General features: G+C 45.5%; 12 protein-coding genes. 4 read left to right on the top strand and 8 right to left on the bottom strand.

Annotation, left to right across the window (positions count from 1 at the left end; genetic code table 11):
• Nucleotides 1-174 precede the first annotated feature (174 nt).
• Both ACHUFW_RS20380 and ACHUFW_RS20375 read left to right on the top strand, forming a co-directional pair.
• Complete coding sequence (locus tag ACHUFW_RS20380) at nt 175-1,317, top strand: pyridoxal-phosphate-dependent aminotransferase family protein (protein WP_394205747.1); 1,143 nt, start codon at nt 175-177, stop codon at nt 1,315-1,317.
• A gap of 89 nt (nt 1,318-1,406) precedes the next feature.
• Nucleotides 1,407-1,553, top strand: coding sequence for a TetR/AcrR family transcriptional regulator C-terminal domain-containing protein (locus ACHUFW_RS20375; RefSeq protein WP_394205723.1), 147 nt, complete (start codon nt 1,407-1,409; stop codon nt 1,551-1,553).
• Between the two features lie 23 nt (nt 1,554-1,576).
• On the opposite strand, the gene ACHUFW_RS20370 is transcribed toward ACHUFW_RS20375, so the two are convergent.
• The 4 genes from ACHUFW_RS20370 to creD form a co-directional block, all read right to left on the bottom strand.
• Nucleotides 1,577-2,935, bottom strand: coding sequence for a sodium-dependent transporter (locus tag ACHUFW_RS20370; protein ID WP_394205722.1), 1,359 nt, complete (start codon nt 2,933-2,935; stop codon nt 1,577-1,579).
• Between the two features lie 242 nt (nt 2,936-3,177).
• Nucleotides 3,178-3,663, bottom strand: a complete 486-nt coding sequence (locus tag ACHUFW_RS20365) for an Lrp/AsnC family transcriptional regulator (protein ID WP_394205721.1) — start codon at nt 3,661-3,663, stop codon at nt 3,178-3,180.
• A gap of 5 nt (nt 3,664-3,668) precedes the next feature.
• Nucleotides 3,669-4,457: a phosphatase PAP2 family protein gene (locus ACHUFW_RS20360; RefSeq protein WP_394205720.1), complete on the bottom strand. Its 789-nt coding sequence runs from the start codon at nt 4,455-4,457 to the stop codon at nt 3,669-3,671.
• A gap of 79 nt (nt 4,458-4,536) precedes the next feature.
• Nucleotides 4,537-5,892, bottom strand: a complete 1,356-nt coding sequence (gene creD, locus ACHUFW_RS20355) for a cell envelope integrity protein CreD (protein ID WP_394205719.1) — start codon at nt 5,890-5,892, stop codon at nt 4,537-4,539.
• A 180-nt stretch (nt 5,893-6,072) separates the two neighbouring features.
• Here creD and ACHUFW_RS20350 point away from each other — a divergent pair, with 180 nt between their 5' ends.
• Nucleotides 6,073-6,921, top strand: coding sequence for a DUF417 family protein (locus ACHUFW_RS20350; protein WP_394205718.1), 849 nt, complete (start codon nt 6,073-6,075; stop codon nt 6,919-6,921).
• A 50-nt stretch (nt 6,922-6,971) separates the two neighbouring features.
• Here the strand turns inward: ACHUFW_RS20350 and ubiK are convergent, their stop codons facing one another.
• The 4 genes from ubiK to ACHUFW_RS20330 form a co-directional block, all read right to left on the bottom strand.
• Nucleotides 6,972-7,229: a ubiquinone biosynthesis accessory factor UbiK gene (ubiK, locus tag ACHUFW_RS20345; protein ID WP_394205717.1), complete on the bottom strand. Its 258-nt coding sequence runs from the start codon at nt 7,227-7,229 to the stop codon at nt 6,972-6,974.
• A 117-nt stretch (nt 7,230-7,346) separates the two neighbouring features.
• On the bottom strand, nt 7,347-10,448 hold the full coding sequence (locus tag ACHUFW_RS20340; protein ID WP_394205716.1) for a multidrug efflux RND transporter permease subunit: 3,102 nt from the start codon (nt 10,446-10,448) through the stop codon (nt 7,347-7,349).
• 15 nt (nt 10,449-10,463) lie between these two features.
• Nucleotides 10,464-11,582 (bottom strand): efflux RND transporter periplasmic adaptor subunit, encoded by a 1,119-nt coding sequence (locus tag ACHUFW_RS20335; protein WP_394205715.1) that lies wholly within the window; start codon nt 11,580-11,582, stop codon nt 10,464-10,466.
• Complete coding sequence (locus tag ACHUFW_RS20330) at nt 11,579-12,175, bottom strand: TetR/AcrR family transcriptional regulator (RefSeq protein WP_394205714.1); 597 nt, start codon at nt 12,173-12,175, stop codon at nt 11,579-11,581. The genes ACHUFW_RS20335 and ACHUFW_RS20330 overlap by 4 nt, the downstream gene beginning before the upstream one ends.
• 244 nt (nt 12,176-12,419) lie before the next feature.
• On the opposite strand from ACHUFW_RS20330, the gene rep reads away from it, so the two are divergent.
• Nucleotides 12,420-14,432 carry a DNA helicase Rep gene (gene rep, locus ACHUFW_RS20325; RefSeq protein WP_394205713.1) on the top strand — a complete coding sequence of 671 codons (2,013 nt, stop codon included), beginning with the start codon at nt 12,420-12,422 and terminating at the stop codon, nt 14,430-14,432.
• The last annotated feature ends 38 nt before the right edge of the window (nt 14,433-14,470 follow it).

Raw genomic sequence — 14,470 nt, 5'->3', positions numbered from 1 at the left:
GGCAACATAGTCTATTAAGTCACAGTAGCCTTAAGTCCAGTTGTACTGGACTTGGAGTGGGCTTACTATGATGTATTACAACAATAATAATCTTGTTTAGTGATTGAATTCGTAGGGGATTGGCGTCAGCCAGTCTAAATCAGTTCGCCCTTTAGACCTTACAGAGGAAATATGATGTTAGCAGCACCGAAAATCTCCAGCTTTAATCCCCCACGTCGCATATTGATGGGCCCAGGTCCCTCTGATGTTTACCCTGAAGTGTTAGCTGCCCAGTCAAAGCCTACGATCGGTCATTTAGACCCGCTATTTGTGGCGATGATGGATGAGCTAAAGGCATTAATCCAATACGCGTTTCAAACTGAAAATGCCATGACATTAGCGGTGTCAGCACCTGGCAGTGCAGGAATGGAGACCTGCTTTGTTAACTTAGTGGAGGCTGGCGAAAAGGTTATTGTGTGCCGCAACGGTGTGTTTGGCGAACGTATGCGTCAAAATGTTGAGCGAGTCGGGGCAACGCCGGTAATGGTAGATAACCCATGGGGTGAACCGGTGAATGTTGATGATGTTGAAGCAGCGTTAAAAGCCCATCCTGATGCAAAGTTCTTAGCTTTTGTTCACGCCGAGACATCAACAGGGGCTTTATCTGATGCTAAACAGCTATGTGCGCTGGCCCAGCAGCATGACTGCTTAACCATTGTTGATGCGGTGACTTCACTTGGTGGTGTGGAATTGAAAGTTGATGAGTGGGGGATTGATGCCATCTACTCTGGCAGCCAAAAGTGCTTATCTTGTGTTCCGGGTATTTCGCCTGTGTCATTTTCGCCAAAGGCGGTTGCTAAGCTAGCGGCGAGAACCACACCCGTCCAGAGCTGGTTTTTAGATCAGAGTTTAGTTATGGGCTATTGGAGTGGCGATCAAGCAACGGGTGGCAAACGTAGCTATCACCATACTGCACCGGTGAATGCCTTGTATGCACTGCATGAGTCTTTGCGCTTACTGGCAGAGGAAGGGTTAGAAAATGCATGGCAGCGTCATGCTCAAATGCATCAAGAGCTGCGTCAAGGGCTGACGGAATTAGGGTTAGATTTTGTTGTGGATGAACAAAGCCGTTTACCGCAATTAAATGCCGTGTATATTCCAGAGGGAGTCGATGATGCCGCGGTGAGAAGTGAATTGCTCAATCGCTATAATTTAGAAATTGGTGCGGGGCTGGGTGCATTGGCGGGTAAGGCTTGGCGTATCGGGTTGATGGGCTTTGGTGCACGCCGTGAGAACGTGGCTTTATGCTTAAAAGCTTTGCAGGATGTATTGAAATAAAAACTACTGCCATGCAGTGATATTGTATAACGCATGAATAAGGCCGACTGTGAATGTCGGCCTTATATCAATGAGTATAAAAATTTGCTTTGCTCAGAGCGATTTTTGGCAAACTAATTAAAGATCTTTGTTTTTGGCCACAGTTAATCCAAGGGCTCCCCTTTCCTGAACCATCAATGCAACAGCAGATTGCTCAATCTGCTGCGCAAATGGTGGTGTCACACTATGCTGCTTAGTTGATTTACACCATAGTGCCGTATTATCCCAATATCAGCTGAGCAATAATTGCGGTAATGAGGATTGGGCAGACCCACTTGACGTAGATTGGCCATAGAGTCCAAAAGCGACTGCTGGTATCGGCGTTATCTTGTGCTGCGATATCGGAAATTAGGCTGTTGCGATGCCAAACCCAGCCAAGGTAAATTGCGATGCCTAGGGCAATTAACGGCTGTGCGCGCTCCGTTGTGGCGGTGATGATTAAGCCAAACAGTTGCTCGAAATTAAACACGATCACTGTTGACAACAAGGTAATACATGCCGCAACTAGCAGGGTGGCTTTATTACGTGTCAGTGAGGTTTTTTCAACAATGTAGCTGGTGGGGACCTCAACGATTGAAATGGCCGAGGTTAATCCCGCAATAGTCATCAAGATAAAGAAAACAATGGCGATGATGTATTGCAAATAGCCACCAAGTGTCTCAAATAGCGCAGGTAATACAGTAAAAACTAGCGTAAAAGAATTAAGTAAGCTTCCATCCTCAGCAAAAATCTGTACGCCATTATGCTGTGCAACGTACATTGCTGGAATAATCATTAAGGCAGCTAAGAACGCTACGCTAGTATCGGTTAGTGTCACATAAGCGGTCAGTTTACCGATATTTTCCCGACGATTGAGGTATGCGCCATACACCATCATCGCACCGGTTCCCACTGTTAGTGAGAAAAAGGTTTGCCCAAGCGCGCCCATTAACACTTCGGTATCCCAGACCCTAGAGAAGTCAGGAATAAGCAACACAGATAACCCCTGTGCAGCGCCAGGTAAGGTCATGATATATACGGCGCCAAATACTAAGATAGCCAGTAATAGCGGCATGAGACGCTTTGACCAACGCTCAATACCCTGCTGAACACCTTGTCGGATAACCAGTACCACCATGGCGGTAAAGATAATGGTAAAGACTAAATTACGTGACAATGAAAATTGCATCAGCCAATCAGCAATAGTTTGCTGGCCTGCTAATTCGGCGATTGGCGCTGCTGCATAACTGACAAACCAACCTGATAAGATGGTGTAGAATGTACAGATCAGTGTGGCGGTAACAATAGAAGCAAAGCCGATACACCAGCCAATACGTCGACTCAATGCGCCTTTGCCTAGTTTAGCCATCGCATCTGCAGGGTTAGTTTGTCCATGGCGACCAATCATGAGTTCAGCCATGAGCATGGGATAACCGAGCAGCACAATCAATACTAGATAGACCAACAAAAACGCGCCACCACCATGGGTTGCCGCTTGAGTTGGAAAGCCCCAGATATTACCGACGCCGACAGCAGAACCTGCTGCAGCCATAATAAAGCCGATTCTAGAACTGAAATGATTTTGCGAAGTTGCACCCATGATGACTCTCTCGTTGACACAAAGAGCAGGCATCATAGAGGGTTAACATTGAAGATCAATGATTATTTATTGCTTTATTTTGGCTTTAATTGGCAAATATTTCTCGTTAAACGCCATAATGTTGCCAGTTTTCACTAAAAATAAGTTGCTTTGTGAATATAATTGCTCTGGTTTTGTATGGCGAACAATCAACGCAATTTTATCAAGGCCGTTATGACAGGGTTAACTGCTGTATTTGTGCTCTAGCGCATGGTTTGAGGCAGTGGAATCGCACTATGACTTTTTACTTGTTTAAGCACGAAGCTTGAATGGACCCCTGCAATATCGTGATTGGTGGTGAGTTTCTCAAGTAAGAAACGCTTATAGGCTTCCATATCTTCGACCAGCACTTTGAGCTGATAATCGGCATCACTGCCAGTAAGTAGACAGCACTCTAATACCTCATCGTAACTTAGCATCTCTTTTTCAAATGCCTCTAAAATAGCTTGCCCATGCTTTTCGAGTTTGACCTGAACATAGGCGGTAAGATTGAGTTTGAACACTTGAGGGTTTAATAAAGTGCAATATCCAGCGATGATGCCCGCTTCCTCCATCGCTTTTACCCGGCGAGAACAAGGTGAAGCCGATAGGCCAACCAATTGTGCGAGCTCCTGATTGGCGAGTTTTCCATGTTGTTGCATCAAACGCAGAATTTGGATGTCAATGCTATCAAGTTGGCTGGCTTGCATGGTAGTTAGTTACCTTTTAATGTGGAAGCAGAAAATAAACGAGCGCTTATTGTTGCGATTTTAGCCTGATAATTGATCACCAAATATAGACTGAATACCGCCAGTAAACCACCAATGAAGGTAGATGCTAAGACATCTTGAGACCAATGCATCCCCAGCACCATACGGCTGACTCCCATCAACCATGTCCAAATAACGAGTAAAGTTGGCAGCCATATTTGACCAGCCAAAATAAAGAAATAGCTGGTAACTAATGTTAGTGAAACGGCAAATAAAGTGTGCCCTGATGGGAAAGCAAAACCAACCTCGTGTACCCAGTGCTGTTTGATCTTGTTAGATAGCGCGATGTCATTAGAGTGTTGCAAATACTGCTCAGTTGCCAAAGCAATCTGCTGTTGGCGCTCGACTTTACTTAGTTGATAAAACGTATCGGTGTCGAGTAATTGGTGCTGCTGGAGCAACACGGCATTGGGCCTAGGCTCACTAAAAAATGGCTTGAGAAATTGGTTTAGTGACAGTGAGGAAACCATGGCGATTGAAATGGCTATCACGGCCGATAACATCAGCGGGCGAGGTAATCGCCAATAGCATAAAGCAAATACGACAAGTACGGTAAGCACGCCATAGGGGGCAGTACCTGTTGAGGTCAGCCAATATAAACTTTGTGCCACTACCTGGTCTAACTCCACTGTGGCAAATAGGTTATAACCGCCTAGCCAAATGGTAGCAGGGAGTGCAATGAGCATTGACCAAATGATTAGCCAAACTCGATTTACGCTTAAACTAAATGGCAAAACAACCGCCTCAATATCAAAAAAGGGTAGGCTAGCGCGTTGTGTGCTATTGCGCTAGGCTAATCAAATTAATCTTTGCTCATTTTTGAGCATCGATAGGCATTTCTGGGACATGGCGAGTAATAAACATTAATACTAACAGCACCACGACCAACAGGGCGCTGCCCATCAACAATGCGTAATCTTCCAATTTTAGCACCCCATAAAGTAGACCATATAGGCAGCTGAGCAGCACAGCCATCATCAACCCATGGCGTTTACTGCCCATAATACTGGCAATATATATGCTTGCAGACAGCACAGGTATTGAGGCTGCACATCCATAAGCGAGGTTAAATGGCAGATGCTCTGAGAGTGACAATAACAGCAAGTAGAAGATGGTCATGGCGCAACTGAGCATAATGTACTGGATTAAACTGACATGTCGATTAAGGCTGACTTCAAAAATCAGTAAGGTAATACAAGAAAGCAGAATAAACAGTAGTCCATATTTTACCGCACGGTGAATTTGACCATAGTGGGTTACGGGCTGGAAAAGCTGGGCAAATGCTTCTACCTCAACCAAGTTCTCGCTCGATTGGGTATTAAACTGCTGTGGGTAATTACGGGTTAGATGGCTGACATGCCATGTTGCGGTAAAACCGTGTTGATTAATTTGTCGTGTCGTCGGCAATAAACCTTTGAAACTTGGGTGTGGCCAATCTGCGGTGAATGTCAGTTGGGTTTGTTGACCAAGTGGCAGTGCACTGATTGCTTGCGAGCCTCGCAACTGAACGGCAAAGTCGATAACAACCGATGTTTGTTTGGCTGATAAAGGCATCAAGCGATGAAATCCTGATTGCAATCCAATTTGGTTGTTGAGGCCAGTTCCTGGCATTAATTCACCCAGTTCTGGCGCTGACTGTTCGCTATGACTATTTGGTTCAAAACGACTGACTTTATCGATGGCTTGATTAGCGGATACACCAAAGACTATGCGGGCTTCTTCAAAGTCGAAGCGTATCAGGTTTGCCACCTGTAAGTTGGCAACATCAAATCGAGCTTGGCCACTGACCTCGCTGTTGTATACCAGCGAATCGAATATCCCTCTAGATAGAAAACTGTGCTCAATGTTGATGGCAAGATCGAGCTGTTTAGGCAAGATGACAAGTTCGCTTTGGAAATGGCTGCGAACCTGCTTGATATCGCCGTCATTGTTGACGGTGTTATTAACCACTTCGTAAGTGTAGGGAATGACCAATACAGGGCCGGCTACCCGCTGAGTTGGTCCCCAACTGTGACCGATTTCATCAATGACTTGTTGTTGCAGGGCTTGGCGATCACTTGTCACGCTAGAAAGTAGCCCTAAAGGAATTAATGAAAACAGCGCAATGACAGCGATGAGTACCAGTTTATAGTTCATGGCAGGTGATTGAGTGTTGTGTAATTTAAACATGACATTTCCTTGTTGTTTATCGCGGCAATTACAACAAATTGTGCGGGTCATAGGGGGGCGAAATGCTGATTAATTGTGGCGATAAAGTGGCAATTGATTGGAGGCTAACTGAGTTTTTCATATTTTGTTGAAAGCGAGTCGTGGATTAGCAGGTCTTTTGACGCAGATCAGGAGACCAGAATGAAAAACTTAACCATTGAAATCAGTGTGCAGATAGCAGGTTATTTACTTGCATTTTTTCTCACTATCACCGCATTTAATCGTTTTACTGCAGAAGATAGTGGCTACTACCTCAAGCAGCTCGCACATCTCAATTTACCTGAAATTAATAGTTTTTCAGTGGCTGTGGGGGTCGTGCAACTTATTGTGGTAGCGGCATTACTGCTGCCGGTTTCAGTGTGGCGACAACGGGTGTTAACAGTATACGCGGCGCTGGCCATGCTACCCATGCTGATGTTGTTTACTCATCCAGTGTGGATAGACAGCTTAGGTGGTTTTCCGGCGATTGGTGCAGGGCAGGGACTGATTAAGTATTTAGCTATTTCTGCGGTTGCACTATACTTTGCTGGTTATTATGCCGGTAATGACCGCTTGCAAACCTGGGCGCTGCGTTTGAATTGGTTAGGCGTGGTATTGGTTATGACTTGGATTGGCTTAATGAAGTTCACCCAAGTAGAAGCAGATGGCATTGAAAGTTTGATGCGGAGTAACCTATTTTTCAGTTGGATATACGATTATTTTAGTGTGCTGCATGGCTCCTATTTTATTGGCGTGATTGAGTTGATAGCAGTGCTTGCCATGATGATGGCAAAAGTTTCTTCTCGGCTCTATTATTTGGGATTGGCGATGGCAGGGCTCACGTTCATTGCAACGCAAAGCTTCATTTTTACCTTACCTGCGTACAGTCTCGATAATGGCCTGGCACTGTTAACGGGTAGCGGGCAATTTATTATTAAAGATATTGTATTACTTGCAAGCTGTGTGTTGTTGTATAGCCATCACCGCAATCAAACAGCCTTAACCCGTTAATATTGGCATCAGCCATATAAAATAAAAGAGCACCGAAGTGCTCTTTTATTTTATTGTTCTGCTTGATTTAGCTTGGCCTCTAGGGCATCAACTTGGGCTTGCAGCGCTTCAAGCTTTTCGCGAGTTTTTAGCAATACATGCTGTTGTACTTCAAACTCCTCTCGCGAAACAACGTCGAGTTTCATTAGCTGGCTTTGGAGCACTTGCTTGCTTTTATCTTCAAACTCTCCAGCAAATTGTTTTAACCCTGCAGGCAGGTTATCACTTAATTGCTTGGCGACTTCTTCGATTTTTTTAGGATTGATCATGTTGGTTTCCGCTTAGTGCTAAATAGGCTCAGTGGGCATAGATTGTACCTGAGGTGCAAGCAATTGCCAAAAACAACCCCCGCTTCAGTGCGCTGAAGTGGGGGATGTTGGTTAGCATTAAGCTTGAGCTGTTGGTAGCGCTTGCTTTGCTGAGTCCGACTCATCAAATACTGGCAACGGTTGATGCTTCTGTGCCAAGTATGTGTAAATCACCGGTAGTACAAACAGCGTGAACACAGTACCAATGGCTAAGCCTGATACGATCACAAGTCCAATATTGAAGCGGGCAACAGCGCCAGCACCAACAGCAAATAATAGCGGTATTAAGCCGGCAATCATCGCTGCGGTTGTCATCAAAATTGGGCGCAAACGAATAGTTGCTGCATGTTTAATCGCCTCTGTACGACTCAAACCATTATGAAGCTGCTCTTCTTTAGCGACTTCACACATCAATATTCCGTGCTTAGTGATAAGGCCGACGAGGGTGATTAATCCCACCTGGGTATAAATATTCATTGAAGACAGTCCCATGACATGGGTCCAGCCTAGTGCGATTAACGCGCCACTTATTGCCAACGGCACAGAGACCAAAATCACTAAGGGGTCTTTTAAGCTTTCAAATTGGCTTGCGAGTACCAAGAAGATAATCGCCAGCGCTAAGCCAAAGGTGGCATACAGGGCTGAGCCCTCGGTGACGTATTGACGCGCTTCACCAAGGAAGTCGTAGTTGTAGCCTTTGGGTAGGTCGTTATCACCTATATCTTTTAAAAATGCAATCGCATCACCAATGGCAACCCCAGGTGTCGCCACGCCGCCGACAGTAACAGCATTCATCTGGTTGAAATGCGGTAACGAACGAGGCTCAGAGACGATTTCGATATCTACTAAGCTTGCTAATGGGATAGAGCGGCCATCGGCAGCAGTTAAATAGTAGCCTGCTAAAGACTCTGGGTTGGCTCGGAATTGTCGCTCAACCTGAGGGATAACTTCATAGGAGCGTCCATCAAGGTTGATTCTGTTGACGTAGCCATCACTCATCATGGTGGTAAGTGTTAAGCCGATATCTTGCATGGTGATGCCATATGCGCCGGCAACATCGCGCTTAATGTGGATCTTCATTGAGCCCGAATCAAACTTCAGGTTGATTTCTGAATACACGAAAAGCGGACTTTGCTGTACTTTTTCTAGCACACTAGAGCCGATTTGGAACAAGCTTTCAAAGGATGCGGAGCTGGTAATGACAAACTGAATCGGTAAGCCACTTGAAGCACCAGGTAGTTCTGGCATTTGGAAAGTGGTTACCGCCATGCCTGGTATCGATTTCACTTCTTCACCAAAGAATTTCTGCATCTCTTTTTGGCTTTTATCTCGCTCACTCCAAGGTACCAGTGGTGCAATACCAAAGGCTTGGTTAGCATTAGGAACGCCCACGAACGCCAGTGATGCCGCTGACTCGGGTTGTTCGCTGATCATATTGGTGACTAAGGTCATGTTCGATTGAATGTAGTCTAGGTTTGCGCTTGATGGTGCAGTGCCCATCATCATCACCACGCTTTTGTCTTCATTCGGCGCAAGTTCTGATGGAATAAAGCTAAACATGACAGGCAGCGACGCAAACACAATCACAGCAAAACCAATAATCACAGGTCGTTTTTCAAGTACTGCTGAGAGCATGCGACTATAGCGATTTGTGAGCCCGGCTAAGAAGCGTTCTACCGCCTGCTCAAATCGGTTTGGCTGGTTGTGTGCTTTAAGAATTTTAGAACACATCATTGGCGATAAGGTCAGTGCCACAATGCCAGAGATAAATACGGCGCCTGCCAGAGTCAGTGCAAATTCTTTAAATAAAGAACCTGTGATGCCTCCCATTAGAGCAATGGGTGCATACACGGCAGCCAACGTGATGGTCATAGAGATCACTGGCACTGCAATTTCACGGGTACCAATAATCGCCGCTCTAAAGGGGGTTTCACCGAGTTTGATGTGCCTATCGACGTTCTCAACCACCACGATGGCATCATCCACCACTAGACCAATTGCCAGGACCATTGCCAAAAGTGTCATAAGGTTTAGTGTGAAACCAAACATTTGCATGATCACCGCAACACCAATTAATGACAGTGGGATAGTGACAATCGGGATTAACACCGCTCTAAATGAGCCTAAGAATAATGTGATCACCACGATAACGATGAGCGCTGCTTCACCGATTGTTTTAATGACCTCATCGATAGATTCATCAATCGCTAATGACGAGTCGTAAAGTACTCGGGCTTTCATTGATACCGGCAGGTTACGCTCTATTTGCGGCATCATGGCGCGGGCATCTGCCGCGACGATGAGTGGGTTGGCTGTGGGGGTAACATCAAGACCAATCACTACCGCTTCTTGGCCATCAGCCAATGCTCGATAAACATCATGGCTTTTTTCTAAGCTAACGCTGGCGATATCCCCTAAGCGAATCACTAATCCATCTTTGCTACCAACAACCAACTTTTCTAATTCAGCTACGGTGGCGACTTGAGTATCGGCGGTACCGTTAAACAGGGTAAAGGTGTTATTGGCTTGCCCTACTGCTGACTGGTAGTTATTGGCTTGTAGCACATTCATGACATCGGTAGATGATAGATTGAATGCGCCCATACGGGCAGGATCAAGCCAGATACGCATCGCGTATTTGATACCACCGTATAGGTTAACTTTAGCAACGCCATCAATGGTAAATAACTCCGGCTTAACCACTCGCTCTAAATAATCGGTGATCTGACTTGAGTTAATTTGATCACTGTAAAAAGAGATATAAAGTACCGAAGTTTGCGAGCCTGTCGACATTTCTACGGTCGGGTCTTCCGCTTCTTTAGGCAGTTGCGAGCGCACCGAGTTAACCTTGGCCAGAATATCTGCCAAGGCCCCATTGGGGTCGGTATTCAACTTCATATAAACCGTAATTTTTGAGCTGCCTAAAAAGCTTTCAGATGTCATGAAGTCGACATTGTCGGCTTGGGCTAATGCTTGCTCTAACGGTTGGGTGATAAAGCCCTGAATCAGGTTGGCATCAGCGCCATAATAACTGGTGGTCACAGTGACCACAGTATTGGTCATTTCTGGGTACTCTCTCACTTGCATGCTTTTTAGTGCATACGCGCCTAACAGTACGATGAGAAAGCTGATTGAGGCCGCCAGTACTGGGCGGCGTATAAAAATATCAGTAAAGCGCATTGGCTCTTGCTCCCATTATAACTGTGGCAATGTGGCAGGAGGGGTCAATGCATCATCTTCGGTCACATTGACTTTACTGTTGTTACTCAGGCGTACTTGCCCCGAGGTCACAATCTCGTCGCCGGGCTTAATACCACCAGTAACTAGAGCGTTGATCTCGTCACGTTCAAGTACGTCGACATTGACCTGCTTGACGCGTTTTACGGTTTCGCCATTCTCTTGGCTTTGCTCGATGACAAACACTGAATCGCCATACAAAGTAAAGCTAATTGCGGTTTGAGGAATGACAATCTGGTCAGTGAGCTCAGGTAACAGAATATCCACTTTAGCAAACATGCCGCTACGTAACTTACCGTGAGTATTGGGGATTTGAGCCTGTACCTGTATTAAACCACTTTGGTAGAACACCGCAGGTTCAATCGCAGAGATTTCACCTTCAAAGGGTTCGGTTGGATACGCATCCACGTAAACGTGTACTTTCTGACCTGTGGCAATTCTTGGTAGCTGAGTTTGTGGAATGGTAAAGCGGATTTTCATGGTGCTGATATCTTCTAAACGCACAATTTCAGTGCCTGTCTGCAGATATTCACCTAGGTTGACGTTTCGAATCCCCACTAATCCAGAAAACGGTGCCTTGATTTCACGACGGCCAATGGTGGCGCTTAAGCTTTCACTGTCAGCCATCAATGCCAAATATTTTGACTCGCTATTATCTAAATCTTGCTTAGAGACAGAATTTTGTTTGTACAGTTTAGTTAAACGCTTAAAGTCAGCTTCTGCCGCTGGTAGCTGTACTTGTTTGCTTTTTAGGTTGGCTTTCTCTACTTGAGAGTCCAATTCGATAAGCATTTGTCCAGCAGTGACTTGGCTACCATTCTCGAAGCGAATAGCTGATACGACACCGGCCAACTCGTTGGCAATGGTGACCCCTTGATTAGGTTCAACGAAGCCAATTGCGTTAATGGTGGGTTGCCATTGACTCGCAGTCACATCAATAGCTGTAACGGGAGAGACCGGTTCAGGCATGTTGGCAATGGCATCTGCAATTTTGCCTTTCACGAATAGATTAAATCCGATGACTGAGCCAAAGGCCAATACGGCAATGACGAGCATTACCAATGTCCACTTTTTCATGTCCTAACCGCTCCTTTAGCGTTTTGTTTAGGTGAAACTTGAATACTTTGCCAACAGAGATCGCAAGCAAGTGTGATCTCGTGGGTTTGATAATCGATAAGCCCCCGCCTGATAGCGCGGGCAAGCGTCATCGCAGGCTCCATTGACAGGGCGTAAAGTGCTCTTGGGTGCAATGGCTGAATGCTGCCTTGTTGCAAGCCTTCTTCAAATAAATGCAGTAATGGTGCAAACAGCTGTAGTTCTATTTGGCGAATTTCATCGGTGTTGCTTTCAGGTAAGTGTGCATACTGCTCATAGCTTAGGTTTGCTGGCGTACGTTGCTTACCGTAATGGTACATTTTCATCCAGATACGCTTAAAGCGTTCTTCGAGCGTACCCACATCATGATCTTCCAATATCGCGGCGGCAACTTGGGCCAGTACGTCACGACGTAGATCGAGTATTAACTCATTTTTGTCCTTGAAGTAGCGATAAATAGTGCCCGCAGCCACGCCAGCCTCAGCGGCGACTTGCTGCATGGATAGGCCTTGAATCCCACCTGAGGCAATAATTTTCTCAGCCGCCCTTAAGATGCGGTCGTGTTTGTCATGCATAGTTGAACCAAAAAATGAATGAACGTTCATTCATTTTAGTTTAATCCTCAGTTAAGCCATTAGCAAGTTAAAACTACACACTTGTGTACTAATGTTGACTATCTTATTGACTAGACTGTTAATAAATATAGTGACAATTTTCCAAGTTGCAGAATTTAGTGGACACTCTTTCCGTTTGTGTCCAGCTTTCTGCTATCATTGCTGCTTTATAGCCTTTCTTGATTATCTTGGTTAGAACGTATCCATGAAGCTCAACCCCGGACAAAATGATGCCGTGCATTATGTGAGTGGCCCCTGTTTAGTACTTGCTGGTGCAGGTAGTGGTAAAACTCGTGTCATTATTAATAAAATCGCCTATTTGGTGCAAAAGTGTGGTTATAAACCGCGCAATATTGCTGCGGTCACATTTACCAACAAAGCTGCTCGCGAGATGAAAGAGCGTGTTGCACAGTCTATGGGGCGTAAAGAAGCACGAGGCTTGTGGATCTCGACCTTCCATACCTTAGGGTTAGAGATTATTAAGCGCGAGTACAAAGTGGTGGGGTTAAAGCCGGGTTTTTCATTATTTGATGACCAGGATACCTTGGCGCTACTCAAAGAGCTGACAGAAAATGAGCTTGATGGTGATAAAGATCTGCTCAGTGCCTTAATGACCGCCATTTCTAACTGGAAAGGCGATTTGATGATTCCTGAGCAGGCTCGTAAAACCGCGAAAGATGAGCGCTCTCAGCTATTTGCCTTGTTGTATCAACGCTATGCTCAGCATATGAAAGCCTACAATGCGTTAGACTTTGATGATCTCATTTTGCTGCCTACTTTGTTGCTACGTCATAATAAAGAGGTGCGAGAGCGCTGGCAGACTCGGATTCAGTATTTGCTGGTGGATGAGTACCAAGATACCAATACCAGTCAATATGAGTTGGTTAAACTCTTAGTTGGTGAGCGAGCACGTTTTACTGTGGTTGGCGACGATGATCAGTCAATCTACTCTTGGCGTGGTGCTAAGCCGCAAAACTTGGTGTTGCTGGGTAAAGATTTTCCCCAATTACGTTTGATTAAACTTGAGCAAAACTATCGTTCAAGTCAGCGGATTTTGCATGCGGCAAACATTTTGATTGCTAATAATCCTCACGTTTATGATAAGTCCCTGTTTAGTGAGCTTGCATATGGCGAACCGCTGAGAGTGCTAATTGCTGCCAATGAAGAGCAAGAAGCAGAGCGGGTGATTGCTGAAATGATTCGCCATAAGTTTGTGGGCAAAACTTCATTTGGTGACTACGCCATCTTATACCGTGGCAACCATCAATCGCGGCTGTTAGAGCGTGCGCTGATGACGAACCGCATTCCCTATAAGCTGAGTGGTGGCACCTCGTTTTTTGGTCGCGCTGAAATCAAAGACATCATGGCGTATTTGCGCCTAGTGGTGAACCCTGATGATGACAATGCTTTTTTGCGGGTAGTTAATCTGCCAAAACGTGGCATTGGCCCAGCAACATTAGAGCGTGTGGGTAATTTTGCCAATCAAAAGCAGATCTCGTTGTTTGAAGCTATTTTTGACAGTGAGTTGAATCATCATTTGCCTCCGGCAGCAATGTCATCGCTATATCAATTTGGCAAGTTCATTGTCGATACAGGGGAACATGCTGAGCGTGGCGAGCCTGTTGAAGCTGTGAAGCATCTGATTCGTAAAATTAATTACGAAGATTACTTGTATGAAACAAGTACCAGTGCCAAGGCTGCTGAAATGCGCATGAAAAATATTTCTGAGCTCTATCGCTGGGTGACTGAGATGTTAGAGGGTGATGAGCTAGATGAAGGAATGACATTGCCAGAGGTCGTCACTCGCTTAACCCTTCGAGATATGATGGAGCGCAATAGCGAAGATGAGGCTGGCGATCAGGTGCAATTGATGACCTTGCATGCATCGAAAGGTCTTGAGTTTCCTTATGTTTTCATGGTGGGTACCGAAGAGCGGATTTTGCCTCATCAGAGCAGTATTGATGAAGACAATGTCGAAGAAGAGCGTCGACTTGCTTATGTGGGGATCACTCGGGCGCAGAAAGAGTTATGGTTTATTTTGTGTCGCGAGCGGCGCCAATTTGGCGAAGTGATGCGCTGTGAACCGAGTCGATTCTTACTGGAATTGCCCCAAGATGATTTGATTTGGGAAAACCGTAAACCGCCGCAAAGTGAGGCGCAGCGAGTGCAATCAGGTAAAGCCAATATTGCCAACCTGCGTGATATGTTTAAAAAATAGCTCCTAATACAGCCTATTGCTGTTTAAGCGATAGGCTG

It is taken from the genome of Shewanella waksmanii (genome assembly GCF_043643685.1).
In the GTDB taxonomy this organism is placed as follows: Bacteria; Pseudomonadota; Gammaproteobacteria; order Enterobacterales; family Shewanellaceae; genus Shewanella; species Shewanella waksmanii_A.
Note: the sequence above shows the minus strand (reverse complement) of the source record. Positions and strands in the feature narration are given on the sequence as shown.

Coding starts and splice junctions, on each gene's coding strand:
- ubiK (WP_394205717.1), bottom strand. CDS start 7,229: ATGATCAATCCTAAAAAAATCGAAGAAGTCGCCAAGCAATTAAGTGAT.
- ACHUFW_RS20340 (WP_394205716.1), bottom strand. CDS start 10,448: ATGCGCTTTACTGATATTTTTATACGCCGCCCAGTACTGGCGGCCTCA.
- ACHUFW_RS20380 (WP_394205747.1), top strand. CDS start 175: ATGTTAGCAGCACCGAAAATCTCCAGCTTTAATCCCCCACGTCGCATA.
- ACHUFW_RS20350 (WP_394205718.1), top strand. CDS start 6,073: ATGAAAAACTTAACCATTGAAATCAGTGTGCAGATAGCAGGTTATTTA.
- rep (WP_394205713.1), top strand. CDS start 12,420: ATGAAGCTCAACCCCGGACAAAATGATGCCGTGCATTATGTGAGTGGC.
- ACHUFW_RS20365 (WP_394205721.1), bottom strand. CDS start 3,663: ATGCAAGCCAGCCAACTTGATAGCATTGACATCCAAATTCTGCGTTTG.
- ACHUFW_RS20335 (WP_394205715.1), bottom strand. CDS start 11,582: ATGAAAAAGTGGACATTGGTAATGCTCGTCATTGCCGTATTGGCCTTT.
- creD (WP_394205719.1), bottom strand. CDS start 5,892: ATGTTTAAATTACACAACACTCAATCACCTGCCATGAACTATAAACTG.
- ACHUFW_RS20330 (WP_394205714.1), bottom strand. CDS start 12,175: ATGCATGACAAACACGACCGCATCTTAAGGGCGGCTGAGAAAATTATT.
- ACHUFW_RS20370 (WP_394205722.1), bottom strand. CDS start 2,935: ATGGGTGCAACTTCGCAAAATCATTTCAGTTCTAGAATCGGCTTTATT.